Source organism: Actinosynnema pretiosum, from assembly GCF_024171695.1.
In the GTDB taxonomy this organism is placed as follows: Bacteria; Actinomycetota; Actinomycetes; order Mycobacteriales; family Pseudonocardiaceae; genus Actinosynnema; species Actinosynnema pretiosum.
Map to the genome: position 1 here is coordinate 69,034 of NZ_JAMTCF010000022.1, position 24,514 is coordinate 93,547.

Sequence of the window (24,514 nt, forward strand, 5' to 3'; positions counted from 1 at the left end):
GTCAGCGGGGAGGCAGGCCCAGGGCTGAGACGCCCAGGCCGCCCCTGCCCTCGGCGACGGCGGCGTCCAGGCGGTGCACGGCGGCGGTCAGCAGGTGGGCCGGGCTTCCGGTGGCGCGCAGCGCGGTCAGCGCGGCGCGGGCGCCCTCGGCGAAGGTGGTGATCGTGGCCTGGTCGGTGGTGTGCTCGCCGGTCGCGAGCGCCGTGACGACCTCGTCCGCCGCGCGCCGCAGGACGTCGAGCGCGACGGCGGTCAGCGCGCGCAGCACGTCCGGGGGCGTCCCCCGGTCCAGCAGGTGCCCGGCGGCCTCCGCGTGCGCCACGAGCGCGCTGACGTAGAACGCTCCGGTCATCCCGGCGTCCAGCAGCTTGGCCGTCCCGACCTCCTCGGCGACGTGCCGCGACGCGCCCGCGAGCGCGCCCAGCACCGGGCCGTGCGCGGCCCACGTCCCGGACGGGCCCGCGTAGAGGATCACCGCGTCAGGTGAGCCGATCTCCTGCGGGTAGCACAGGATCACCCCGTCCAGGTGCTCCCCGCCCCGGTCGACGACCCAGTCGCGCGCGGCCTCGGCGTCGCCCGGCGTGCCGCTGGACAGGGTGACCAGCGTGCGTCCCCGCCAGTCCCGCACCGGGTCCAGCGCCTCCAGCGCGGCCTGGCAGGTCGACGTGCAGGCCACCACGAGCGGCGCCGCCGCCCCGGCCACGTCCGGCGCCGCCGCCACCCGCTCCCCCACGAGCGCGAGCGCCCGCTCGGGGGTCCGGTTCCACGCCGCCACCGAACGCCCCGCGCCCGCGAACGCCCGCACCAGCGCGGACCCCATCAGCCCGCACCCGACGACCACCACGTCGCACCCGGCCACGACAACCACCCCTCACGCGGTGAAGAACCCGTCCACGGTCATCTCGTCCAAGCTCTTGGCGAACGCGTCGGCCACCAGCTCCAGGTCCTCGGCGGTGTGCGCGGCGCTGATCTGGAACGCGTGCAGCTCCGGCAGGTGCACCCCGTGCCTGCGCATGTAGTACGCCAGCGCGATCGTGGCCTTGAAGTCGCTGCCGGTCAGCCGGTCCCGGTACAGCCGGGCCGGGCGGTGGCTGAAGGTCAGCGAGAAGATGGAACCGCGCGCCGAGACCCGGCAGGCGATCCCGCGCTGCCCGGCCGCCTCGCGCAGCGCCCCGGCGAGCCGCTCGGTCCCGGCCTCCAGCCGCGCGTAGACGCCGGGGTCGGCGCGCAGCCGCCGCAGCACGGCCACCCCGGCGGCGCAGCTGAGCGAGTTGCCGCTGAGCGTGCCGCCCGCGAAGACCTTGCGCTCGTAGTCCTGGAACGGGTCGCGGGTGCTCCTGGCGACGTCGACCAGCGCGGCCCGCCCGACCACCGCCCCGCACGGCAGCCCGCCGCCGATCACCTTGCCCAGGCAGGTCAGGTCCGGCCGCACGCCCACCACCGACTGCACCCCGCCGTAGGCGACCCGGAACCCGCTGACCACCTCGTCGAACACCAGCGGAACGCCGATCTCGTCGCACACCCGGCGCAGCGCGGCCAGGAACGGCACGTCGAGCGCGACCACCGACGTGGGCATCGGCTCCAGCAGCACGCAGGCCAGCTCGTCCGCGTGCTCGCGCAGCCGCTCAAGGCCGGGGACGTCGCCGTACTGGAGCACCAGGGTGCCCGCGACGGCGGCGGGGTCGGCGCCGTGCGAGCCCGCGACCGGTTCGGGCCGGTCGCGCTCGCCCGCGAAGCGGAACCACGAGCTGACCAGGCCCTGGTCGGAGAGCCCGTGGTAGTGGCCCTCGAACTTGGCGACCTTGGCGCGCCCGCCGCGCGCGCCCCGGCACATCCGGATCGCCAGCAGCACCGCCTCGGACCCGGAGTTGCACAGCACCGCGCGCTCCGCGCCGGGCAGCGCCGCCACCAGCAGCTCGGCCAGCTCCACCTCGGGCAGGTTGCCGATGCCGTTGACGTGCCCGCGCCGCACGCCCTCGGTGACCGCCGCGACCACGTCCGGGTGCGCGTACCCCAGCAGGTGGGGCCCGTAGCCGCCGCACAGGTCGACGTACTCGTTGCCGTCGAAGTCCCGCACCCGCCCGCCCGACGCCTCCCGCACGAACACCGGGAACGCGCTGGGGAAGAAGTACCGGTCCACGTGGGTGGGGGCGACCAGCGTGGAGCGGGCGCGCTCGCGCAGCCGCAGCGAGGTGGGGGCGCGCACCGCGAAGTCCTCGGCGAACCGCTCCTCCACCTCGGCGCTCATGTAGGGCGAGTAGCGGTCGGTGAACCTGCGGGCGTTGGCCCAGATGTCGATGTCCGGGTCGATCTGGCCCGCGAAGCCCTCGCAGGACAGGAACACCAGCTCGACCTTGGTGAACGTGGTGGTGTACCGGCAGCCGTGCGCGCGCAGCACCTCGTTGACGTCGGCGAAGTACGCGACGGTGGACCACCGGTCGGCGCTGGTGTCGAAGTGGTGGCGCAGCACCTCGGCCATCCGCCGCTCGTACCGGGCGCGCCGGGCCGCGAGGCCGGGGCCGACGTGCACGAAGTGCCGGGTGAAGCGGTCGACGGCGAGCGCCCACTCCTTGCGGGTGCAGGCGTAGTAGAACGAGGACAGGCCCCACTTCTCGTCCTCGGTCAGCTCGGCGGTGACGCCGTAGTCGAGCAGCACCAGCTCGCCGGACGGGGTGAACAGCACGTTGCCGGGGTGCGGGTCGCCGTGGCTCAGGCCGTGCATGTAGAGCATGGTGTAGACGGCGTCCTGCAACCGCCGGGCGAGCTGGGCGCGCGGCAGGTCGACCAGGTGCGCGTCGCGGCCGGGGATGCCGTCGACGTGCTCCATCACGAGCACCCGCGCGGTCACCAGCTCCGGCACCACCTCGGGCACGCGCACGTGCGGGTGCCCGGCGAAGTCGGCGCGCACCCGCTGCTGCTGGTGGGCCTCGCGGCGCATGTCGGCCTGCGGCAGCAGCAGGCGGGCGACCTCGTCGAAGCGGTGCGGCAGGTCCAGGTGGCGCAGGCGCGGCACGAGCAGGTGGGCGGCGCGCACGAGCGAGCCGAGCGCGCGCAGGCTGCGCCGGATCTCCTCGGGCACCCCGTCCTTGACCAGCTTCACGGCGACCTTGCGGCCGTCGTGCAGGTGCGCGACGTGCACCTGGGCGACGGAGGCGCTGGCGATCGGGCGCAGGTCGAGGTCCCGGAACACCTCGCCCAGCGGGCCGCCCAGCTCGCGCTCCAGCGCGCGGCGGGTGGGGCCGGGCGGCATGTGCGGGGCGCGGTCCTGCAGGGCGCGCAGGGTGTCGGTCCACTCCGGGGGCAGCAGGTCGGAGCGGGTGGCGGCGATCTGGCCGAGCTTGATGTAGATCGGCCCCATGCGCACCAGGAACGCCAGCGCGGCCCGCGCCCTGCGCCGCTGCCTGCCGCTCTCCCGACTGCCGCGCGGTGCGGGCACGAGCAGGTGGCGGGCGGCCTCCAGCGCGAGGGCCGCGACCGCTCTGGCGAGGTGTCCGAGCACAACGGCCTCCGATCTCACAGCACGAACGTGAAGGCGCCGAAGGACATCCCGGCGCTGCCGACCCAGCCGACCGCGCGCTGCCCCGGTTTCAGCAGCCCCGCCTCGATCCCCGACGCCATCGCGGTGGGCACCGAGGCGGACACGACGTTGCCGGTGCGCGGGTAGACGTGGTGCACCACCGCCCCGAGGCCGACCGCGTCCGCCATGCCCTGCCAGTAGCTGCTGCTTGAGGCGTGCGTGAACAGCGCGTCCACCCGCTCGTGCGGCACGTCCAGCGCGGCGAGCGCGGCCAGCGCCTCCTCCCGGCCGCGCGCGTGCATCTCCAGCCCGAAGGAGGTGAAGACGCCGACCCCGTTGTGCGCCTCCTTGCCGGTGGGGTCGCAGAAGTCCCGGTAGTTGTCCAGGGTGACGTTGCACAGCGGCGCGAGGTCGGGGCGCGAGCGGAAGCTGAACCGCCACGGCTCGCCGTCCTCTGCGGTGAGCACGGTCGCGGTGGCGGCCTCGCCGAGGGTGCAGGCGGCGAACGTGGACGCCAGCGCCTTCGCCTCAGGCAGCCGGAACGCGCCGGGCACCACGGCCCCGCCGGGTCTCATGCTGAACTCGGCGTTGACGACCAGCGCCGTCCGGTGGCGCCCCGCCAGGAACAGCGACTCGACCACCTGGACGGCCCTGGTCCAGCTCATGCACGCGTCGAGCAGGTCGAAGCAGTGCGCGCGGTCCGCGCCGAGGGCGGCGGCGGCGTGGTAGGCGCCCGCCGGTTCCAGGAAGCCCCGGCCGACGCCGGTGTACACCAGCAGGTCGACCTGGCCCGGTTCCAGCCCGGCCCGGCGCAGCGCGGTGCGGGCTGCGGCGCGCAGCAGGTCGACGGGCCGCTCGCCGGTGTCGAGCCAGCGGCGGGTGCGGGAGCCGGTGTGCCGCAGGTAGACGTCGACCCGGCGCAGCAGGGCGTCCAGGTCCCCGGTGAAGGAGTCCGCGCTGTGCTCGGCGATCAGGTCGACGACGTCGGCGTTGCCGACCTCGCGCGAGGGCAGTTCGGCGGCGACCGCCCGCAGCCTCACCGCGCGCCCCCGCCGGTCGGGGTGAGGACGATCCTGGCGCCGCGCGCGGGCGCGCTGGTGACCAGCCGGGAGGCGGGGCGCTCGGGGCGGCGCCGGTCGGCGGTCAGCGAGTGGCGGGCGAGCACGACCCGGAGCACCTCCACCGCCTCCAGCACCGCCAGGTTCGCCCCCACGCAGCGCCGGACGCCGTTGCCGAACGGCATCCAGGTGTGCGCGGGCACCGCCCCCTGCTCCAGGAACCGCTCGGGCCGGAACGCGCGCGGGTCGCGGTGGTGCGCGGGGTCGTTGTGCACCACGCCGATGACCGGCATGAGCGTGGCGCCCCTGGCCAGCCGGTACCCGGCCAGCTCGACGTCCTCGGTGAGCGTCCACGGCAGCTCGGAGATCGGGGGGTGCCGCCGCAGCGTCTCCTTGACCACCGCCTCCAGGTAGTCGGTGTCGCCGGACGCGGCGGTGCGGGCCGCGGCGGGGTGGCGGGCCAGCTCGTGCAGCGCCCAGGCCAGGGTGCTGGCGGTGGTCTCGTAGCCCGCGATGACGAGGGTGACGACGTGGTCGCGCAGCTCCGGCGGGCTCAGCGCCCCCGGCCCGGCCGCGACGAGCAGCCGGGAGAGCAGGTCGGTCCGCTCGGCCAGCCGGGGGTCGGTGCGGCGGTCGGCGGTGATGGCGTGGACGAGCGCGTCGAGGCGGTCCAGGGTCAGCGCGGCCCGGCGCCACCGCCCCCAGCAGCGCAGGACCGGGCTGGGCAGCCCGAGCAGGACGGGGATGTCGACGGCGGGGAGCACGTCGAACAGCTCGCGCAGCAGGGGCAGGCGCGGGTCGTCTTCCGCGCCGAGCACCACGCGCGAGATCACCCGCAGGGCGAGGCGGCGCACCCTCGGGTAGCTGGGGAACGGCGAGCCGACGGGCCAGGTGGCGATCTCGTGCTCGGCGAGCTCGCGGACGGCGTCCCGGTAGCCGCGCACGGCGGGCTTGGTGAACAGCGGCGACAGCAGTGCCCGCGCCCGCCGGTGCTCGTCGCCGTCGACGCTGAGCAGCGAGTGCTCGCCCATGACGGGCTTGAGCGGCAGGTTGCCCTCGCCGCCGTGGAAGCGGGACGGCGGGGAGCCGGTCATGGCCTGGACGTGGGCGGGGTCGTAGAGGAAGACCACGGCACGCCACGGCCAGATGTCGAGCGCGACGACGTCGCCGTACTTGGCGCGCAGGCGGCGGGCCCAGCGGTCGCGGCGGGTGTAGAGGGCGGTCTGCACCGGCCACGGCAGGCGTGGTCCCGGCGGTGGCGCGCCGCGCGGGGCGTGCGCGTCGATCCCGGTCATGGTCATCGCTGCGGTCCTTCCCAGGGGGCGGGGTCAGCCGGGGACGCGGACGGCTTGGCCCGCGTAGGCCAGGCCGGCGCCGAAGCCGATCAGCACGGCCCAGTCGCCCGCCCGGACCCGCCCGTCGGCGACGAGCCGGTGCAGGGCCAGCGGCACGGACGCGGCGCTGGTGTTGCCGGTGGTGCGCACGTCATCGGCGACCACGACGTGCGCGGGCGGGTCGAGCCGGGCGGTGACGCGCTCGATGAGCTTCCAGTTGGCCTGGTGCGGCACGAGCGCGCCGACGTCGTCCCAGCCGAGACCGGTGGCGGCGAGGATGCGGCGCACCGCGTCGGGCACGGTGGCGCAGGCCCAGCGGATGACCGCGAGCCCGTCCATGCGCAGCGCGGGCCTGGTGGTCCCGGCCGGTTCGCCGAGCAGCGCGGGCCGCACCTCCAGCGCCACCGCCCGGTCGCCCTCCGAGCCCCACACCACCGGTCCCACCCCCGGCGGGCCGTCCGTCGCGGTGATCAGCACCGCGCCCGCCCCGTCCGCGAACACCGGGGCGGTGCCGGGGTCGTCGGGGTCGACGATGTCGAGCATCCGGTCGGCGCCGACCACCAGCGCCGTCGCGCAGTCCCCGGACGCGATGAGGGAGCGGGCCAGGTTCAGGGCGTAGCAGAACCCGGCGCAGGCCACGTTGACGTCGAACGCGGGCACCCGCAGCCCGAGCGCGGCGGCCACCTTCGGCGCGACCGCCGGGCAGGGCCGGGGGTTGGTGGAGGTGGCGACGACGAGCACGTCCACCGCGCTCGCGGGCGTGCTCGCGGCGGCGAGCGCGTCGGTCGCGGCGAGCACGGCCATGGTCTCGACCGACTCGCGCGCCGAGGCCACGCACCGCGCCTCGATCCCGGTGCGCTCCACGACCCACTCGCGGGGGCGCCCGAGCCGGGCGGCGACCTCGCCGGAGTCGACGGGCGCGGGCCGGTGCGCGCCGGTGGCCACGACCCGGCAGGCCACCGCGCTCACGGCCCGCCCGGTGTGGCGTGGGCGGAGACGAACTCCAGCACGGCGCGCGGGGTGTCGAGCGCGGCGGCCTGCTCGTCGCTGATGTCGATGCGGTAGGTGTCGCCGAGGACGGCGACCATCTCGGCCCTGGACAGGGAGTCGACGTCCAGGTCGTCGAGCGGGGTGTCCAGGCTCTCGGGCGGGAGCAGCACCCGGCGGTGGGGGTCGTCGGGGTGGACGAGGCGGGTCAGGATCTCTTCGAGTTCCGCTGGCGACATGGGGGCTCTCCGTTCCGCCGGGTTCCCGCGCCGCCGGTCGGGAGGGCTGGTGGGGCGGCGGCTGAGCGGAAGTGTTGGGGCGCGCGCCGGGCCGCCGGAAGCCCGGTGGCGCGCGAACAGCCGGACGTACGAGCGCCGCCATCCCGATGGCCCAGACCCGTGCTGCTCCGGGTGCCCCGCAGGTCTTCCGATCCCACCCGACCAGGTGAGGCCGGTGGTGCGAGGATGCGCGCCCGTGCGAGACCGCGTTCCCGACCGGTGCGGACCCGTCGGCGCAGCGCGCGCCGCCCTCGGTGGCCCACCGCGCAGCCGCTCACCGGGCGCGCAGGTCGGCGTGGGTGACAGCGAGCCCGACGAGCAGCACCCCCCACACCGGGGCGGCGACGGCGGCGTGGACGGCGTCCAGGACCGCAGGTCGGGCGCGGGCGGCCGGAGCGCCTCCCACGCCGCGTCCACGTCCGTCACCCCGCCCCGCCCAGAGCAACGATGTCCCGGTTCTCCAGCACCCGCTCGGGGTAGCCGCGCCGGGCCAGGTTCAGCGCGGCGCGGCCGAGCTGCGCGGTGTCGGTGAGCAGCAGCGGCCCGAGTCCGGCCAGGCGCAGCACGGGGGCGAGCGGGGTGACGGCTCGCGCGGCCCAGCGGTAGGCGGGGGTGGCGGAGCGCCTGCCGTGCGCGGAGAGCACGAACCCCGGCCGCAGCGCGTACCCGCGCGCGAAGGCCCCGATCACCAGGTCCTCGGTGCGCCCCTCGACCCGCGCCCACCGGCTGCGCCCGTCGCGGTCGGTCCCGCCGCCGGAGACGTACGCGAACGCCGCGCCGGGGCTGACCTCGGCGAGCACCCGCACGGCCGCCGCCGTGAAGTCGTGGGTGACGCGCTCGTAGTCCCGCGCGCTCACCCGCCCTGCGGAGACGCCGAGGCCCCACAGGCAGGCGGCGACGCCGGTGAACTCCGCGCGCAGCGCGCCGAAGTCGAGGAAGTCCGCGTGCACGACGTGCCGCAGCCTCGGGTGGTCGAGCCCGAGCGGGGCGCGCCCGACGCTGACGACCTCGGTGACGTCACCGGCCCGCAGCGCCTCCCGGACGAACCCGTCCCCGATCAGCCCGCTGCCGCCGAACACCAGGACCTTCACGCCGACACCCCGGTCAGCTCCTCGGCCAGCGCCCACAACCTGCGCGCGGCGTCCGCGTCGGTCGCCGCACGTGGCAGCTCCACCGGCACCGCCCGCCCGACCACGCCCCACCGGGGCCCGTAGTACCCGCCCTGCGCCGCGTCGGGGTCGGTGGCCGCACGCAGCAGCGGGGCCGCGCCGTCCGCCGCGCTGTGGGCGGGCACGACGCGCAGGGCGAGCCGCAGCGCCAGCGGCGGGCGACCGCCGAGCGTGGGGCCGTTGACGAACAGGTCGGTGCGCGAGTTGCCGGGGTGCGCGGCCGTGGACAGCAGCGGCCAGCCCTTCTCGCGGGCCAGGGTCGCCAGGTGCCCGGTCATCAGCAGGTCGGCGAGCTTGGACTGCCCGTAGGCGGGGACGGCCCGGTACTCGCGCTTCCAGTTCAGGTCGTCGAACCGGATGGTCGCGCCGTTGGCCTGCCCGCTGCTCATGGTGGCGACGCGGGGCGCGGGGGCGCGCAGCAGCAGGGGCAGCAGGCGCGCGGTGAGGGCGAACGGCCCGAGGAAGTTGCTGCCGATCTGGAGCTCGAACCCGTCGGCGGTCTCGTGCCGCACCGGCGGCATCATCACGCCCGCGTTGTTGAGCAGCAGGTCCAGCGGCCGTCCGTCCGCGCTCAGCCGGTCGGCGAACTCGCGCACCGACCCCAGGTCGGCGAGGTCGAGCCGCCGCACCTCCACCGTCGCGCCGGGGTGCGCCGCGAGGATCTCCCCTCGGGCCCGCTCCCCCTTGGCGACGGTGCGCACCGCCAGCACGACGTCCGCCCCCGCTGCCGCGAGCCCGGCGGCGGCGGCCTCCTTGCCGGTGCCGCTGTTGGCGCCGGTGACCTTCCAGCGCGCCCGCAACGAGGAACAGCGCACCCAGCGCAGGCAGCAGATCCTGGAGGCGACGGCGGCGATGCTGGCCGAGACGCCGGTCGCGCGGCTGAGCCTGAACGAGCTGAGCCGCAGGGTGGGCCTGGCCAAGCCGAACGTGCTGCGCTACTTCGACTCCCGCGAGACGATCCTGTTGCACCTGCTCGACGCCGAGGCGCGGAACTGGGCCACCGCCCTCCCCACCGAGCACCCCCCGCTCCCCGGCCCCCACACGAACGCGCCACCCGCCTGGCCGACGCCCTGGCCACGTCCCTGGCGAACCGCCCCGTGCTGTGCGACCTGCTGAGCGCGCAGGTGGCCGTCCTGGAGCACAACATCTCCACCGAGGCCGCGATCGAGCACAAGCACGCCGCCCGGTCCGCGATGCGCGACCTGGCCGGGACGACCAGGCGCCACCTCCCCGAACTCACCGACGAGGCCGCGACGACCCTCGTGGGCGCCACCCTGTTCACCGCGATCGCCGCTTGGCCGTGCGAGCACCCGGCGGAGTCGATGCTGGCGGCCTACGCCTCCGATCCGGTCCTGGCCGCGATGCGCCCGGACTTCACCACCCAGGTCCGCAGGACCACCCAGCTGACCGCGTACGGCCTGCTGGCCGAGCTCGCCCAGCGCCCGAGCTCGCCTAGCGCCCCTTGAGCCCCTTCTTTCCGGGGGCCCAGTAGGGAACGCCGCTGATCCGCCGCCCCTGGACGCCAGCGCCCCGGAGCGCCCGGTGCAGGCGCTGGACCGACGACGCCTTGCCGGTCAGCACGGGCGCGACGTCCACCCCGCCCCCCTGGGCGGCCAGCACCGCCCGCTCGACCTCGGCCAGGTGGGCGTCACCCGGCTCCCTGGCCACGAGCACGACGTCGACCAGACCGAACCAGCCGCCGAGCACGGCACGCGACTCCTCGACCGACTCCACCTCCAGGACGACCCGCGCGTCACGCGCCCGGTGAACCGCGACGGCCGTGCTGAACGACGTCTCGTCCCCGAAGAGGACCAGCGCCCCGTGCGACGCGGGCAACCGGACACCCCGACGCGGCCCCACCACCCTGCAGGGCGTGCCCTCCACCGCCGACGCCGCCCAGTCCGAACCGGGCCCGTTGCCGTGGACGTGCCACAGGATCTGCGCCGTCCCCGTCGCCGGGTCGAGCGCCAGCGGCGTGTAGGAGCGGATCTCCCACGGCCCGAGCAGCGCCTCCCCCACGACGATGACCTGCACCACGTCCCCCGGCTCCCAGGCCGCCGCCCGCAGCCCGTCACCCGCGATCGAGACCAACCTCAATCCGGCCCCCACCTCCTCGACGCGGGTGACCTCGGCCTCGTGCGTCGCGAGGTCGAGGAGCAGCGACGTGAAGCGCCCGTGGGCCGTGGTCGTCATAGGACCGACGCTATGAGCCCCGAATTGATCTGTCCAAGACATAGAATGCGCCCCTATGAGACCTCCGAAGCATCGATCATCCCCGTGGAACTGAGGCACCTGCGCTACTTCGTGACGATCGCCGAGGAGCAGAACTTCCGCAGGGCCGCCGAACGGCTGCACGTCTCCCAGTCCCCGCTGAGCCGCCAGATGAAGGACCTCCAAGAGGAACTGGGCGTGGCGCTGTTCGAGCAGGCCGGACGCGGGATCCGCCTCACCGCCGCCGGAAAGGCCTTCGCGGACCGGGCGCGCGGGGTGCTGACGGACGTCGACGCGGCCGTAGAGGAGGCCAGGGATGTCGCGCAGGGCAGGCGGGGCACCGTGACCATCGGCTTCGAGCAGGGCGCCACCTTCACCGGAGCGCTGGCCTCGCTCATGGCCGCGTTCCGCAGGCGCGCCCCGCGCGTCGCCCTCCAGCTCGTGCCGATGGGCAGCACCGAGCAGTGGACCGCCCTGCGCGACGGGACGATCGCCTTCGCCTGCGGATCGCACCCGCCCACCGACCCCGACCTGTCCTCCCTGGAGCTCACCAGCGACCACCTGGGCCTGCTGGTCGCACTAGACCACCCCCTCGCCTCACGCGCGGAAGTACACCTGCACGACCTGACCGGTGAACGGATCGTCCTGGGCCCACGCGAGGTGAACCCCCGCCTGCACGCCCAGCTAGCCGCGGCCACGCGGACCGTCCCGCTGGGCGCGATCACCGAGGTGGCCGACCTGGAGGTGCTCCTGGCCCTGGTGGCGATCGGCGACGGCGTCACGTTCCTCGCGCGCCGAACGGCCGCCCTGGTCACCCCGGTCACCTCGCTGGTGTGGCTCCCGATCGGCGACCTGGACGTCCGACTGTCCGACGTGGCCGTCTGGCGCACGCGGGACTCGACCCTGCCCGTGGTGCGCACCTTGGTCGAGTGCGCCCAGGAGGTCAGGCGTTGTTGACCGGGTCCCCGGTCCGCCAAGCCACCCCAGCCCCCCGGTCCAGCCCGGCGATGACCCGCATGTCGTCCTCGTCCAACTCGAACGAGAACACCTCCGCGTTCTCCCGGATCCGCGCCGGGTCGGTGCTCTTGGGCAGCACCGGGTACCCGCTCTGCACCCCCCACCGCAACAACACCTGAGCCTCGCTGACCCCGTGCTTGGCGGCCATCGCCTTGAACGGCGAGTCCCCGCTCTCCCCGTCCGCCCGCATCTCGTCGGTCTTGCCGCTGGCGTGCCCGGGCGCGGCCCGCCACGTGGAGAGCGGAACCAGGCTGCTGTACGCGATCGGCACGATCCCGTTGCCCTCCAGGAACCGCACGATCTCCGGCTTCTGCGACCACGGGTGCAGTTCGATCTGGTTGGCGTGCGGCAACGGCAGCCCGGCGGCCACCAACTCCTCGATGTGCCGAACGTTGAAGTTGGACACCCCCACAGCCCGAGCCCGCCCGCTCTCGTGCAACCCGACCACCGCACCCCACTGCTCAAGCCGCTGCTCGGGCGTGAACGGCGCGTGGATCAGATACAGGTCGACGTGCTCCAGCCCGAGCGCGCTCAAACTGGCCTCGAAAGCCGTTTCCACCTCCCGAGCCGACTTGAACACACCGCCCATCCCTGGGAACAACTTGGTGGTCACGAAAATCTCGTCCCGCCCAATCCCCACAGCCGCGAGCCCACGCCGAATCCCCTCCCCGACACCACGCTCGTTGCCGTAGGCCTCAGCCGTGTCGATGTGCCGATATCCAGCACGAATCGCAGCCTCAACCGCATCAGCAGCCTGCTCGTCCGGGATGAGGTAAGTCCCGAACCCCAGAAGCGGAATCTCAACGCCAACAGCAAGCGCCCGGTAGTGCCCAGCCACAATTTCCTCCCGCACAACGCCGTTCAGGCGGCCTCCCCGCCCACCCCCACCCAACCAGCGCACCCCACATCCCGCCTGGCCCACCGGACACAGGTACTGCCAGACCCTGCCAAGCCGCTCCCCGCACACCTACCCTCGAACTGGTGGACACGCGCAGTGAGATCCGGGCCTTCCTCTCAACCCGCCGAGCCCGCCTCACCCCCGCGGCAGCGGGTCTGCCCACCTTCAAGGACAAGCGCCGAGTCCCAGGCCTGCGCCGCGAGGAGGTGGCCCTCCTGGCAGGTGTGAGCGCCGACTACTACACCCGCCTGGAACGCGGCAACCTGTCAGGCGCGTCCGACGGCGTCCTGGAATCCCTGTCAAGGGCGCTGCACCTGAACGACTCCGAACGCACCCACCTGTTCAACCTGGCCCGCGCCACCACCAAGCGCCCACACCCCTCGCCCCACGTGCGCCAGGGTGTGCTGCACCTCCTGTCCACGATCACCGCCCCGGCCTGGGTCCGCAACGCCCGCCAGGACTACCTGGCAGGAAACCCGGCAGCCGAAACCCTGCTGTCCCCCATGCTCACCTCTCCACAAACCGCTTCCGCCAACAAAGCCACATTCGTCTTCCTGAACCCAACCGCCCCAGATTTCTTCACCAACTGGCACCAGGTGGCAACGGGAACCGTGGCACTACTCCGCGCAGAAGCAGCCCGAACCCCAACCGACCGTTCCCTGACCGATCTGATCACCGAACTGTCCACCCACAGCTCTTCCTTCCGCAGGTACTGGTCAGACCACGACGTCACCCAGCACTGCAACGCGATCACCACGTTCCACCACCCCGTGGCGGGTCCGCTGGAACTGGGCACCGAACTCCTGGAACTCCCCCGAGACCCCGGCCTGACCTTGGTGGTCTACACCGCAGAACCCCACTCCCCGAACGCCGAGGCCCTGTCTATGCTCGCCAGCTGGACGGCTGCCGAGGCAGGCATCCTCTGACCGCCACACCGGCAGGTCGATCACCAGGCGAACGGGGTTCGAGCAGCAGTCCCCATCACGAAGTGCCTTCCCCGCGCGAGCGGGGGTGGTCCCACGTTGCCGGACCCGTCATCCGGTCACGGTCGTGCGACCTTGGCGGTGCTGCTGTGGGCGTTGGAAATCAGGTGGCTGTACAGCTGATCGATGTGTGACGATCTGGCGAGGCCGACAACGGCGTTCAGGGACGTCTGAGGCTCAGTGCGCCGAACCAGTGGGAGTAAGGCCGGTGCGAGGCACGCGGTCCGCGTCCTGAATAGTCCCCCACTGGTCCTGGCGCACTGCGACCACATCAGCGAAGAGGTTGAACAGCGGATGAAACACGTCAGGGTGCAAGCGACCGAAACCGGCAACTTCCTCGATCCTGATGCATACCTTGGCCTGCTGCCCACGCTGGTCGGCGCTCTCCCTCCTGGCGCGCGGTCGTTCGCCGCCGATCCGGATCACTACAACTTCTTCAGCAGGCGGTGCGTCAAGGACCTGACGCCGGACACGCTGCTGCGCGGAGCAACCGCCGGCGAAGACTGGCTGCAACTCGGCTTCCGCCACAACTGCTGGAAACACGAAGAAGACCTGAGCATTCGCTACGTCGGCGTCAACGGTCTCAGCCTCGACGCGGTCACCCAGTCCGACTGGGCCGGCTTCGGTGCGGTCACGCTGGATGAGATCCTGCCCCACGAACACGGATGCAGCCATGAGATCGGCTTCCTCGACGGATCGCTCACCATCGTCAGTCGTGACTTGATCGCCACCTGGACCAAAGCCGACTGCCCGGACGAACCGTCGAGCAGCTGACCGATTGGCGCGACGCCGGGTCTCGTCACGCTTGGCCCGCAGGAAGTCAGGGTCATGCAGGGGCGCCCGCAGGAGCCGAGTTCGACCTTGCGCTTGTCATAGTGCTCGTCGAACTCGGCCCATTCCCCACTGGTAGCGTTCCGGTATTCCTCGACGGGACGCAGTTCGCGCCGGAGGTCGAGGAAGGCAACGTGGTAGCCGGTGTCGGCCCACGCGAGACGGAAGCGGTCCCCCACCCGGTCGTAGGACGACGGTCGGGGCGGCACGCGGCGAAGCGCTGGCAAACGGTGTTCCAAGGCGGGAAACCGCAGGCAGGGCGCGCCACTTGATGCCGTCATCGACCGCGTACAGGATCGCGTCCACGACCAGGCGGTTGCAGTGCTTCTCCGGTGTCCTATGGGCCAGGACGGCGCTGACCGGGCTTCAGGTCGCCGATCTTGACGAACTCGCCCTGCGCGTCCACCCGCACCGGGTGCCACGAGGCCGCGTCAACCGTCCCAACCGCACCGGACGGAGCTGTGCAGCGCACAACTGCCGTCGCACTCACGACGACGAGGAGGAGGAGGAGGAAGAGCTCGGTTCCTTTCCGGGCCAAGGGGATCGTGAGTTCTACGTTGACGAGGCCCCCGCGCTCGCCTGTCTGCGCCAGAACAGGCGGTATCGCGCACTTCGTGCTGGACTCGGCCGAGCGAGTGCTGAGGCAGGGCCGGAACACGACCGGGGAGAGACGTGAAGGAGTACGCCCTCGAAGTAGGGGATCTGGATTGGGAGATGGTTCCGCCCGGCGCGAAGTGGCGGCTCTCCCGAGCGAGGAAGAAGCAGCGGACCGGGATACTCCTGTACGTCGTGAGCAGGGCGAAGAACGTGGACACCGTGTCGAGCAACTGGAGGATCGCCATCCTTTCCAGGGAGGGGAGAACCCTGTGCGGCATCAGCACTCAGTCCCCGTTCACGAAGTTCGTCCCCCTCCCCTCCGGGCTCCACAGGATCAGGTTCGACTCCGCAGGGAACTACGGAGCCGTCGACTTCTTCCGGAACGTCCTGCTCGGGGAGCGGGACGTGCTGGTGGCGCGCTGCCAACCCGGCTACTCGTGGAAGCCCTTCGACCGGAACCGCCCACCGGAGCGGTGGCACCTGGGTGTGCTGCTGGACGGCGAGCAGGACTTCTCCCCGGTGACCCGCTAGGACGTGCCCTCCGGACCACCCGGTGGCCGTCACGATGCTCCGCCCCCTCACCCCCGAACTCGGCGAACTGGCGGCGGGCTAGGGTGCCCCGGTGAGTCTCCTCGACGACGTGGCCGAACGCGACGGCTGGCGCTGCTGGGTGTGCGACGAGCCGGTCGACCCCGACATGTCCGTGAACGACTCCAGAGTTCCCAGCGTCGACAGCCGGACCGCCGACCGGAAGGCCAAGCTCACCGAGCGGCTGGCGCACCGGGGCTGCAACACCCGCAAGGGCGCGGTCAAGGTCGTCATCGCCTGGCCCGAGCGCCTGCACGTGGCCGACCCCGCACCGCTGATCACCGTCGCCGGGCGGCTGGAGCGCAAGGGCGGGCGCGAGGTGGTGGCCCGCTGCCCCACCCGGCAGGACGCCCAGGAGGCGGCCGACTGGCTGGCCGACCGGTTCTCCCGGCTCACCCCCGACCTGCCGGTGACCGCGACCGTCGAAGCAGGCGGCGGCCAGTTCCTCGTCGTCCTGTCCACCGGACGCCGCTGATCCGACACGCCCCAGCGCCTGCACGGCCCTGAGGGAGCCCTTGAGACGCAGCGCCACCGACCCCGCTGTCGGTTCGGTGGCGCTCGGCGGTCTCGGCGAGCGGGGCGTAGCCGTCACGCGGGCATCGTGCGCGTCCACGCCGCCGAGGTGGGCGCAGCCCGCCAGCCGCCGCGCACACCGCGACGACTCAGCGGACCGCCACCAGGACGTGGTCGTCGCCGTGCTGCCACACCGTCCCGACCTCGCTGAACCCGGCCGCCCGCAACAGCTCCCCGTGCTGCCGCGCGCTCAGCCCGTTGCCGTGGCCGCTGCCCTTGGCCGCCATCTCCTCCTCGGTGAACACCGTCGTCAGACGCTCGTCGGCACGCGCGGCCTCCCACCAGGCCCGCCAGTCCTCGTTCCCGACCACCCCGGCCCTGCGGGCGCGCTCGTCGCGCACGTGCTCGGCCAGCGTCCGCAGTGCGGGCTGCTCCTCACGCAGGTGGTCGCCGTTGACCAGCACCCCACCGGGCCGGAGCCTGGACGCCACGGCGCGGTACACCTCGGCCAGCCGCTCGGGGGCGATCCAGTGCAGCGCCGTGGTCGACACGGCCGCGTCCCACGAGCCCCCCACGAGGTCGAGCCACCCCGACCCGGTCAGGTCCGCGTGCTCGTACTCCCCCTCGGGGTCGGCGGCCTTCGCCAGGCCCAGCAGGAACGGGTCGGCGTCGAGGCCGACCACCCGGCCGCCGACCCGGCCGCGCAGCCGGGTGGTGAGCGAGCCGGGACCGCAGCCCAGGTCCGCCACGAGCGGCGCGGTGACATCGCGGCACACGTGGGCGACCACGTCGCCGATCACCCGGAAGCGCTCCTCCCGGTCCGCGATGTACCGCTCCTGCTGCGCGTCCCACCTGCGCACCCACTCCAGCGCCACGTCGTGGTCGAGCGTCGATCCGGTCATCTCGTTCCTCCCAGCGGGGTCGGTCAGAAGTCAGGGTGCGGGGGTCGCCGCGCGCTCGCCGAGCAGGCCGCGCCGCAGCATCACCGCCACCAGCGCCGCCGCCGCGCCCGCGACGGCGGCCAGCAGCAGCGGCGGGGCCCAGCGGCTCGTGGCACCGCCCAGGTCGAGCAGGGCGCCGACGGCGGCGCTCAGACCGGCAGCCACCAGCGCGGACACCAGGTAGAACGCGCCGTAGTAGGTGCCGACCAGCTCCTCCTCGCCCACCACCGGCAGCAGTTCCATCATGAACGGGTTGGTGATCGCGATCCCGGCGCTGAACACCGCCGTGCCCGCGAGCACCGGCAGGCCACGGCCGACCGCCTCGGTGATCGCCAGGCCGCCGTCCGCGTCCGGCAGCAGCGGGGAGGCCAACGCCAGGGGCAGGAAGCCCGCGCCGGTCAGCGCCAGGCCCACCGCCATCGAGCGGCCCGCCGACCAGTGCCGCTTGCACCAGCGGGTCAACCGGACGCCAAACGCGATGCCCACGACGGTGGAGACGGCGAACACGCCGGTGACCGCCCCGGCCCAGCCGGTGATCCGCTCCGCCTCCAGCGGCAGCAGCAGGTACAGCTGGTTGAACAGGGCGAAGTACGCCGAGCCCGCGAGGGTGAACACCAGGAAGCGGCGGTTCGCCAGCACCCTGCCCCAGTTGCCCAGCACGCGGGTGCCCGCCGCCGTGGCGGGGCGGTGCGGCAGCACCAGCGCCTGAGCGGCGGTGAGGACGGCGAACACGGCGCACGCCACCAGGCTCACCAGCGAGAAGTCCACGGCCAGCAGGACGGCGCCGAGGACCGGGCCGATGAGCGCGCCCGCGTTCGCGACCGCCTCGAACACCGCGAACGCCTCGGCGCGGCGACCGGCGGACTCGTGGGTGAGGTAGGTGCGCACGGCCGGGTTGAACAGGGCCCCGGCGACGCCGGTCAGCGCCACGCCGAGCAGGACTCCGGGCAGGGAGGCGGTGAAGGCCAGCAGGCCGAAGCCGACCACGCGCAGCCCGCACCCGGCGATGATCATCGCCCTGGGGCCGAGGAGGTCGGCCGCCGTGCCGCCGACGAGGTAGAGGCCCTGCTGGCTCAGCGTGCGCACGCCCAGCACCACGCCCACGAGGGCCGCGCTGAAGCCCAGGCCGTCGCGCAGGTGGGTGGCCAGGAACGGCAGCACCGCGTAGAAGCCCAGGTTGATGCCGAACTGGTTGACCACCAGCAGCCTGGCCGCCGGGGACATCTCCCGGACCGCGCTCTTGATTCCGCTCATCGCGGGGGAGAACGTAACGGGCGGGCTTGTCGCCAACAACGTGCAGTAGCGTCCATCACATTGTGGAACTGATAATCACTACCGCTCGACTAGGTTCCACGAGCACCCACCACCGGAGGTCCCGTTGCGCCCCACCCTGTCCCGACGCGGTTTCCTCGCACTGGCCGCGACAGCGGGCGCGGCGGTGGCCTGCTCCCCCGGCGCCGAACCGGTCGCCTCGGACAAGCCGGTGCGCGGCGGGCGGCTGCGGGCGCTGTTCCCCGGCGGTGGCGCGAAGGAGACCCTGGACCCGCACTCCCCTCCCCTGTTCCTGGACCAGGCCCGGCACAAGGCCCTGTTCGACAAGCTCGTCGAGCTGGGCGACGACCTGCGCCCGGTGCCGAAGCTCGCGAAGAGCTGGGAGTCCAACGTGGACGCCACGGTGTGGCGGTTCTCCTTGCGGGAGGCGGTCTTCCACGACGGCCGCAGGCTCACCCCGGACGACGTGCTCGCCAGCCTGGCCCGCATGACCGACCCGGCAGCGACCGGCCGCAACGCCCGCACCCTGCTGACCGCGCTCGACCTCGCGAACAGCCGCGCCGTCGACGCGAGCACGGTCGAGCTGGCGCTGAAGTCCCCGACCGCCGAGCTTCCCGCGCTGCTGTCGGGCACCGGCACCGCGATCGTGCCCGCCGACTACGGCGACCCCGCCGGGGCGATCGGCACCGGTCCGTTCTCGCTGGTGTCGTTCGAGGCGGGCCGGGGCATGACGGCCAAGCGGTTCGACGACCACTGGAACGGGCAGGCGCACCTGGACGAGCTGCACCTGCTGTCGGCCGGTGACGAGGCCGCGCGCGGCAACGCGCTGCTGGCCGGTGAGGCCGAGTACGTGCACGACCTGAGCGTCACGTTCGCCCGCATCTACGAGAACGACCCCGCCGTGACGCTGCTGTCCGCGCCGGGCAGCGTCATGCAGGGCTTCGCGATGCGCACCGACCAGGCCCCGTTCGACGACCCCGACGTGCGGCTGGCGTTCCTGCTGCTGGTGGACCGGAACCGGCTCGTGGACGTGGTGCTGTCCGGGCGCGGGGTGGTGGGCAACGACCTGTTCGGCAAGGGCTTCCAGCACTACGCCGACGACCTCCCGCAGCGCGAGCGCGACGTCGCGAGGGCGCGCGAGCTGCTGCGCGGGGCGGGCGTGGAGAACCTGTCGGTCACCCTGCACACCGCCGACGCCGCGGCGGGCATGGTCGACGCCGCCACGCTCTACGCCGAGCAGCTGCGCGAGGCCGGGATCACCGTCACGGTGGACAACCGGGCGAAGGAGACCTACTTCGCCGACATCCTGACCGGCTCCGGCATCTGGAGCTACCGGGCGGGCACCGCCACGATCCCGCAGAACCTCGCGCTGCGCATGGTCTCCGACGCCAAGCAGAACGTCACCGCCTGGCGCGATCCGGAGTTCGACGCGGCGTTCGCACGCGCCCAGTCCACTGTGGACGAGACCGCGCGCGGCGAGGTGTACCGGGACATGCAGCGCACCCTGCACGAGCGCGGCGGGATGCTGGTGTGGGGCCACAGCGACTGGCTGGTGGCCGCCTCGCCCCGGCTGCGCGGCGCGGTGGCCGCGCGGCCCAACACCGACGACTGGGCGCGCTTCGACAAGGTCTGGCTGGCCTAGGTGGGGCGCGGGTACGTCCTGCAGCGGGTCCTGGTCGCCGTCGTCCAGGTGCTCCTGCTGGCGGTGCTGGTGTTCCTGCTGACCGAGGCGCTGCCCGGCGACGCCGCCACCGTGCGCTTCGGCGAGCAGACCACCCTGGAGGAGGTCGAGCGGCTGCGCGAGCGGCTGGAGCTGGACCGGCCCGCGTGGGAGCGCTTCGCCGACTGGCTCGGCGGGGTGCTCACCGGCGACCTGGGCACCTCGCTGGTCAGCGGCGGCCCGGTGGGCGACGCGCTCGCCAGGGCGTTCCCGGTGACCCTCGTGCTCACCGCCGTGACGCTGGTCCTCGTGGTGCCGCTGGCGGTGCTGCTGGGCGTGGTGGCCGGGCTGCGCGAGGGCGGCAGGCTCGACCGGGCGCTGACGTCGATCACCCTGGCGCTGCAGTCGATCCCGGACTTCGTGCTGGCCACGCTGCTGGTGGCGCTGCTGGCCGTGCGGTTGCGGCTGCTGCCCGCCACCGCGATCGGCGCGGACGCGGCCGACCTGCTGTCCCGGCCGGAGCTGCTGGTGCTGCCCGTGGTGGTGCTGCTGGCCCGGGTGACCGGCCTGCTCAGCCGCCAGGTCCGCGCGGGCGTGGTCGACGCGGCCCGCTCGGAGTACGTCGCGCAGGCGCGCAGGCTCGGGCTGCCCCGGCGCACCGTGGTGCTGCGGCACGTGCTGCCCAACGCGGCCGTGCCCGCCGTGCAGGAGCTGGCCAGGGTCGGCGACGGGCTGCTGGGCGGGGTGCTGGTGGTGGAGGCGGTGTTCGCGGTGCCCGGCGTGGCCACCGAGGTGGTCGAGGCGGTGCAGGCGCGCGACGTGCCGGTGGTGCAGTCGTTCGTGCTGCTGCTGGGCGCGCTGGCGCTGGTGGTCAACCTGGGCGCCGACCTGCTGGCGAACCGGCTGGTGCCGCGCGCGGAGGTGCTCCGGTGAAGTGGCTGAGAACGGCCGTCCCGCTCGTGCTGCTGGGCGTGCCGCTGGCCGCCGCCGTGCTCGGCCCGTGGGTCGCCGTCCTGCTGGCGGTCCCGACCGGGCGGCCCTACGCCACCGGGTCGCCCCACGCGCTGGGCACCGACGGGCTGGGCCGGGACGTGCTGTCCCAGCTGCTGCGCGGGGGCGGGACGACCCTGCTGGGCTCGGTCGCCGGGGCCTACCTCGTCGGCGGCGCGGTCGGCCTGGTCGCGGCCTCGGCGCGGCGGCGCTGGGTGGACGAGGCGCTGCTGCGGCCAGCGGACGTGCTGCTGGCGGTGCCGTCGCTGCTGCTGGTGAGCGTGGTCGCGGTGTGGTGGCGGGCGGAGGTGTGGGCGGTGGCGGCCGTGGTCGCGGCGGTCAACGCGCCCGCCGTGGCCCGCCTGGTGCGCGCCGCCGCGCTGGACGCGGCGAGCAGCCCGGTGGCCGAAGCCCTCGCCCTGCAAGGACAGCCGTGGTGGCGGGTGCAGCTCGGGCACGTCGGACGCGCGGTGCTGCGCCCGGTCGCCGCCGACGTGGGCACCCGGATCACCGCCGCCGTGTACCTGATCGCCGCCGTGAACTTCCTCGGGCTGGGCCTGGACCCGACCTCGGCGGACTGGGCGGTCGCGGTGGCGCGCAACCGGTCCGCGCTCGCGCTCCAGCCGTGGGCCGCGCTGGCCCCGGCCGCCATGATCGTCTCCTTCACCGTGGGGGTGAACCTCCTGTGGGACAGCAGGTTGAGCCGTCGGTGACGGTGGTGGACCTGACCGCCGCCGTCGGCGACCGGCTGCTGCTCGACGCCGTGTCGTTCCAGCTCCGGCCGGGCCGGGTGACCGCGCTGGTCGGCCCGTCCGGGAGCGGCAAGACCACCGCCGCCCTGGCGCTGCTCGGCGAGCACCGCGCGGGCGTGGCGCTGCGCGGCGAGGTCACCGTGACCGGGCACGTGGTGGTCGACGGGTCCGGGGTGCGCCCCGACGCGCACCTGGTGCGCGGCAAGCGGATCGCGTACCTGCCGCAGCACCCCGGCGGCGCGCTGAACCCGGCGCGTCGGGTGGGGTCCGCGCTGGAGGAGATCGCGTCCGTCCACAGGGGACGGTCGGGGCGCGGCGAGGCGGCCGTGGAGGCGTTGCGCGCGGCCGGTCTGCCGGGCGACCGGGCGGTGCGGCGGCGCTTCCCGCACCGGTTCTCCGGCGGGCAGCGGCAGCGGGTGGCGCTGGCGCAGGCGCTGGTGTGCGGGCCGGACGTGCTGGTGCTGGACGAGCCGACCACCGGGCTGGACCCGGTGGCCAAGCGGCACGTCGTCGCCGAGCTGGCCGAACTGGCGCGCGGTGGCCTGGCCGTGCTGCTGCTCACCCACGACCTGCCGGTGGTGGAGGCGCTGGCCCACGAGGTGGTCCACCTGGACGCGGGCCGCGTCGTCCTCGGCGAGACGCCAGCCCCGGCGGCCCCGGTGTTCGCCGAGCCCGCGCCCGACGCGCCCCCGGTGCTGCGGGTGCGGGGCCTGGGCGCCCACCACCGCGCGGCGGGGCGGGCCGTTCCCGTGCTGCACGGCGTGGACCTGGACCTGCCGCGCGGCTGGTGCGTCGGCCTGGTCGGCGCGTCCGGCAGCGGCAAGACCACCCTGGCCCGCTGCCTGGCCGGGCTGCACGAGCGGATGACCGGCCGGGTGCTGCTGGACGACGAGCCGCTGCCGGTGCTGCGGCGGCGCGCGGTGGGGCAGAGGCGGCGGGTGCAGTACGTGTGGCAGGAGGTGCGCGGCTCGTTCGAGGAGCACGTGCCGGTGCTCGACGGCGTCGCCCGCACGGCGGTGCGGCTGCGCGGGCTGGGATGGGCCGAGGCGCGCGCGGAGGCGGCGGCGCTGCTGGCCCGGTTGGGCGTCGCGGAGGAGACCGCCTCCCGCCTCCCGACCGCGCTCTCCGGCGGGGAGCTGCAACGCGCGGCGGTGGTGCGGGCGGTGCTGGCGGAGCCGGACGTGCTGGTGTGCGACGAGGTCACCACCGCGCTGCACGCCGACGCGGCCACGGCCGTGCTGGACCTGCTGGACGAGCTGCGCCGCGAGCGCGGCACGGCGGTGCTGCTGATCAGCCACGACGCGCGGGTCGTGCGCGCCCGCGCCCAGCACGCGCACGTCCTGCACGAGGGACGGATCGTGGACAGCGGCCCCCCGGCCCGGCTGGTCGCCGAGCCGGGGACGGAGGTCACGGCGGCGCTGCTGGCGCCCGGTGGGGAGTGGTGAAGGACCGGGCGGCGGGCACGGGGCGCCGGTCGGCTCAGTCGGACGGCTCGGCCTCCACCGCGTCGTGCTCGCCCACCGCCGCCGACGCGGCGTCAAGCTCGATCCTCTCCCCCTTGCCGAACGGAACCCACATCAACCAGGCGCGGTTGCGATCGTCCCCACTAACACCGTCCGAGTCCTCGAACTTGACGCTGCACACGGCCCCCTTCTTCACCGGCAGCACGGTGGTCGAGTAGGCGCTGCTCCCGTTGGTCAGCGGCGCGGTCGCCTCGAACGACTTCATGGCGACCGCGAGCTTGATCAGTGGGCTGCCCGTTCCGCTCGTGTTGCGCACGATCCCGATCGCGACCCCCGAGGTGGGCGCCGTGAACTTCCGATCGCTGTTCCGGTCCAGCTCAATGGACTGCGGGGAGTCGACCAGGCTGGTCTCGCCCTCGACGGTGAAGGAGCCTTCCGAGGTGACCGTGACCGCGTCGGACATGAACACCTTCGTCAGCGTCGTCGTCCCGCTCGCCGACAGGTTCCCGTTCGCCTGCACCCCTCCCGTGCCGGTGATGAGCGACGAGGTGGTGCTCTCCTGATCGAGGGTGTTGCCGACCTTGATCACGGACCCGTCGGTGCCGCGCAGGGTGCTGGCCCTGAGCGTCTTGTCCTTGGCCACTGTCAGGTCGCTCACCACGTGGTCGGCCACCCCGAGCGTGTTGACCCGCAGGTCCGGCTCCGCGACCCACACGTGCGTGGTCTGGTAGAGGTCCTTGTCCCCCAGCGTGGCCTTGAGGGTGAAGTTCGTGGCCTCGACCAGCGCGGGTGAGGTCCAGGTGCCGCCGGGGTTGGGCAGCGGCGTCGCCCGGTCCTCCCCGTCCTTGTCCCGGAAGTACACCGTGTACTCCGCGTTCGAGGAGCCCTCCCAGTTCAGCTGCACCGTCCCGTTCCGCTCGATGACGTTCTTGGTGGGCCGCAGCGAGTGGAAGGAGAACGCGTCGTCGCGCTTGACCACCTCCACGTGCCCCGTGCGCTCGGTGAACTCCCCGCCGGAGGTCTTCGTCTTCTCGGTCAGCCCCAGCGTCACCGGGCCGATCGCGCCGTTGACCTCGATGCCGGACAGCTCCACGTTCAGCTGCCACGTGCCGTCGAACGTCGCGTCGTCGTCCGGGACGAGGGTGTAGTCGGTGCGGTTCGGGTCGGTGGAGTCCTTGGCGATGGACCACTTCTTGCCGTTGCCCGCCGTGATGATGCCGGTGGACGGGTTGATCCGCTGCGGATCGCCGGTCAGCGCGGTGGCCTGCCGCCCGGTCGGGATGGAGATCACCAGCTTCGAGCACTCGATCGGCCAGCTCGCGCCCGCAGCCTTCTCCTTGCCGTACGCCAGGGTCAGCGTGGCGTAGGAGGGCTCGGCGAACGTGCTCACCATCAGCGGGTCCGGGTCCGTCCCGAGGACGGGCTTGATCAGGTTGTCGTCCGACAAGGTGGTGC

The 24,514-nt window shown here is 73.7% G+C and carries 25 protein-coding genes; 11 read left to right on the forward strand and 14 right to left on the reverse strand.

Going from position 1 to position 24,514, the window contains the following annotated elements; genetic code table 11:
* Position 1 precedes the first annotated feature (1 nt).
* From LV78_RS34155 to LV78_RS34190, 9 genes are all read right to left on the reverse strand, one after another.
* Complete coding sequence (locus LV78_RS34155; RefSeq protein WP_253850120.1) at positions 2 to 859, reverse strand: NAD(P)-binding domain-containing protein; 858 nt, start codon at positions 857 to 859, stop codon at positions 2 to 4.
* Between the two features lie 12 nt (positions 860 to 871).
* Positions 872 to 3,517: an aminotransferase class III-fold pyridoxal phosphate-dependent enzyme gene (locus LV78_RS34160; RefSeq protein ID WP_253850121.1), complete on the reverse strand. Its 2,646-nt coding sequence runs from the start codon at positions 3,515 to 3,517 to the stop codon at positions 872 to 874.
* Positions 3,514 to 4,557, reverse strand: a complete 1,044-nt coding sequence (locus LV78_RS34165) for a 3-oxoacyl-[acyl-carrier-protein] synthase III C-terminal domain-containing protein (protein WP_253850122.1) — start codon at positions 4,555 to 4,557, stop codon at positions 3,514 to 3,516. The genes LV78_RS34160 and LV78_RS34165 overlap by 4 nt, the downstream gene beginning before the upstream one ends.
* A complete protein-coding gene (locus tag LV78_RS34170; RefSeq protein WP_253850123.1) occupies positions 4,554 to 5,876 on the reverse strand; it encodes a cytochrome P450 in 1,323 nt (440 codons plus the stop codon). The genes LV78_RS34165 and LV78_RS34170 overlap by 4 nt, the downstream gene beginning before the upstream one ends.
* A 27-nt stretch (positions 5,877 to 5,903) precedes the next feature.
* On the reverse strand, positions 5,904 to 6,878 hold the full coding sequence (locus LV78_RS34175; RefSeq protein ID WP_253850124.1) for a ketoacyl-ACP synthase III: 975 nt from the start codon (positions 6,876 to 6,878) through the stop codon (positions 5,904 to 5,906).
* Entirely contained in the window at positions 6,875 to 7,135 is a 261-nt protein-coding gene (locus tag LV78_RS34180; protein ID WP_253850125.1) for an acyl carrier protein, read from the reverse strand. The genes LV78_RS34175 and LV78_RS34180 overlap by 4 nt, the downstream gene beginning before the upstream one ends.
* 313 nt (positions 7,136 to 7,448) lie before the next feature.
* On the reverse strand, positions 7,449 to 7,580 hold the full coding sequence (locus LV78_RS41245) for a hypothetical protein (RefSeq protein WP_301307862.1): 132 nt from the start codon (positions 7,578 to 7,580) through the stop codon (positions 7,449 to 7,451).
* Between the two features lie 16 nt (positions 7,581 to 7,596).
* Positions 7,597 to 8,265, reverse strand: a complete 669-nt coding sequence (locus LV78_RS34185; protein WP_253850126.1) for a Rossmann-fold NAD(P)-binding domain-containing protein — start codon at positions 8,263 to 8,265, stop codon at positions 7,597 to 7,599.
* Positions 8,262 to 9,143, reverse strand: coding sequence for an oxidoreductase (locus LV78_RS34190; RefSeq protein WP_253850127.1), 882 nt, complete (start codon positions 9,141 to 9,143; stop codon positions 8,262 to 8,264). The genes LV78_RS34185 and LV78_RS34190 overlap by 4 nt, the downstream gene beginning before the upstream one ends.
* Here LV78_RS34190 and LV78_RS34195 point away from each other — a divergent pair.
* Both LV78_RS34195 and LV78_RS34200 read left to right on the forward strand, forming a co-directional pair.
* Positions 9,121 to 9,459 (forward strand): TetR/AcrR family transcriptional regulator, encoded by a 339-nt coding sequence (locus LV78_RS34195; protein WP_253850128.1) that lies wholly within the window; start codon positions 9,121 to 9,123, stop codon positions 9,457 to 9,459. The genes LV78_RS34190 and LV78_RS34195 overlap by 23 nt on opposite strands.
* A complete protein-coding gene (locus tag LV78_RS34200) occupies positions 9,426 to 9,809 on the forward strand; it encodes a hypothetical protein (RefSeq protein ID WP_504923070.1) in 384 nt (127 codons plus the stop codon). The genes LV78_RS34195 and LV78_RS34200 overlap by 34 nt, the downstream gene beginning before the upstream one ends.
* Here the strand turns inward: LV78_RS34200 and LV78_RS34205 are convergent.
* Complete coding sequence (locus LV78_RS34205) at positions 9,796 to 10,536, reverse strand: siderophore-interacting protein (protein WP_253850130.1); 741 nt, start codon at positions 10,534 to 10,536, stop codon at positions 9,796 to 9,798. The two genes, LV78_RS34200 and LV78_RS34205, sit on opposite strands and share 14 nt — an antisense overlap.
* Positions 10,537 to 10,620: 84 nt before the next feature.
* Between LV78_RS34205 and LV78_RS34210 the strand changes: the two genes are divergently transcribed.
* Entirely contained in the window at positions 10,621 to 11,511 is an 891-nt protein-coding gene (locus LV78_RS34210) for a LysR family transcriptional regulator (RefSeq protein WP_253850131.1), read from the forward strand.
* Here the strand turns inward: LV78_RS34210 and LV78_RS34215 are convergent.
* Complete coding sequence (locus LV78_RS34215; protein WP_308208789.1) at positions 11,498 to 12,538, reverse strand: aldo/keto reductase family protein; 1,041 nt, start codon at positions 12,536 to 12,538, stop codon at positions 11,498 to 11,500. The genes LV78_RS34210 and LV78_RS34215 overlap by 14 nt on opposite strands.
* A gap of 14 nt (positions 12,539 to 12,552) precedes the next feature.
* Between LV78_RS34215 and LV78_RS34220 the strand changes: the two genes are divergently transcribed.
* From LV78_RS34220 to LV78_RS34240, 4 genes are all read left to right on the forward strand, one after another.
* A complete protein-coding gene (locus tag LV78_RS34220) occupies positions 12,553 to 13,395 on the forward strand; it encodes a helix-turn-helix domain-containing protein (protein ID WP_253850133.1) in 843 nt (280 codons plus the stop codon).
* A gap of 351 nt (positions 13,396 to 13,746) precedes the next feature.
* Positions 13,747 to 14,226: a hypothetical protein gene (locus tag LV78_RS34225; RefSeq protein ID WP_253850134.1), complete on the forward strand. Its 480-nt coding sequence runs from the start codon at positions 13,747 to 13,749 to the stop codon at positions 14,224 to 14,226.
* A 729-nt stretch (positions 14,227 to 14,955) separates the two neighbouring features.
* On the forward strand, positions 14,956 to 15,411 hold the full coding sequence (locus LV78_RS34235) for a hypothetical protein (protein ID WP_253850135.1): 456 nt from the start codon (positions 14,956 to 14,958) through the stop codon (positions 15,409 to 15,411).
* A 91-nt stretch (positions 15,412 to 15,502) separates the two neighbouring features.
* The gene (locus tag LV78_RS34240) at positions 15,503 to 15,943 is read left to right on the forward strand and encodes a hypothetical protein (RefSeq protein WP_253850136.1); all 441 of its coding nucleotides are present in this window, start codon (positions 15,503 to 15,505) and stop codon (positions 15,941 to 15,943) included.
* A gap of 187 nt (positions 15,944 to 16,130) precedes the next feature.
* On the opposite strand, the gene LV78_RS34245 is transcribed toward LV78_RS34240, so the two are convergent.
* Positions 16,131 to 16,883, reverse strand: coding sequence for a class I SAM-dependent methyltransferase (locus LV78_RS34245; RefSeq protein WP_253850137.1), 753 nt, complete (start codon positions 16,881 to 16,883; stop codon positions 16,131 to 16,133).
* 30 nt (positions 16,884 to 16,913) lie between these two features.
* A complete protein-coding gene (locus LV78_RS34250; protein WP_253850138.1) occupies positions 16,914 to 18,176 on the reverse strand; it encodes an MFS transporter in 1,263 nt (420 codons plus the stop codon).
* A 124-nt stretch (positions 18,177 to 18,300) separates the two neighbouring features.
* Between LV78_RS34250 and LV78_RS34255 the strand changes: the two genes are divergently transcribed.
* From LV78_RS34255 to LV78_RS34270, 4 genes are read left to right on the forward strand one after another with little or no spacing between them, the layout of a single operon-like run.
* Positions 18,301 to 19,836, forward strand: a complete 1,536-nt coding sequence (locus tag LV78_RS34255; protein ID WP_253850139.1) for an ABC transporter substrate-binding protein — start codon at positions 18,301 to 18,303, stop codon at positions 19,834 to 19,836.
* Positions 19,837 to 20,787, forward strand: a complete 951-nt coding sequence (locus LV78_RS34260; protein ID WP_253850140.1) for an ABC transporter permease — start codon at positions 19,837 to 19,839, stop codon at positions 20,785 to 20,787.
* Positions 20,784 to 21,557, forward strand: coding sequence for an ABC transporter permease (locus tag LV78_RS34265; protein ID WP_253850141.1), 774 nt, complete (start codon positions 20,784 to 20,786; stop codon positions 21,555 to 21,557). Before LV78_RS34260 ends, LV78_RS34265 begins: the two co-directional genes overlap by 4 nt.
* Entirely contained in the window at positions 21,530 to 23,041 is a 1,512-nt protein-coding gene (locus LV78_RS34270) for an ABC transporter ATP-binding protein (RefSeq protein WP_253850142.1), read from the forward strand. Before LV78_RS34265 ends, LV78_RS34270 begins: the two co-directional genes overlap by 28 nt.
* Before the next feature lie 34 nt (positions 23,042 to 23,075).
* Here the strand turns inward: LV78_RS34270 and LV78_RS34275 are convergent, their stop codons facing one another.
* On the reverse strand, positions 23,076 to 24,506 hold the full coding sequence (locus LV78_RS34275) for a hypothetical protein (protein ID WP_253850143.1): 1,431 nt from the start codon (positions 24,504 to 24,506) through the stop codon (positions 23,076 to 23,078).
* Between the last annotated feature and the right edge of the window lie 8 nt (positions 24,507 to 24,514).

Excerpts from the sequence above, each read along its gene's own strand:
- LV78_RS34170 (WP_253850123.1), bottom strand. The coding sequence starts at position 5,876 with ATGACCATGACCGGGATCGACGCGCACGCCCCGCGCGGCGCGCCACCG.
- LV78_RS34180 (WP_253850125.1), bottom strand. The coding sequence starts at position 7,135 with ATGTCGCCAGCGGAACTCGAAGAGATCCTGACCCGCCTCGTCCACCCC.
- LV78_RS34205 (WP_253850130.1), bottom strand. The coding sequence starts at position 10,536 with ATGACGACCACGGCCCACGGGCGCTTCACGTCGCTGCTCCTCGACCTC.
- LV78_RS34225 (WP_253850134.1), top strand. The coding sequence starts at position 13,747 with ATGAAACACGTCAGGGTGCAAGCGACCGAAACCGGCAACTTCCTCGAT.
- LV78_RS34245 (WP_253850137.1), bottom strand. The coding sequence starts at position 16,883 with ATGACCGGATCGACGCTCGACCACGACGTGGCGCTGGAGTGGGTGCGC.
- LV78_RS34250 (WP_253850138.1), bottom strand. The coding sequence starts at position 18,176 with ATGAGCGGAATCAAGAGCGCGGTCCGGGAGATGTCCCCGGCGGCCAGG.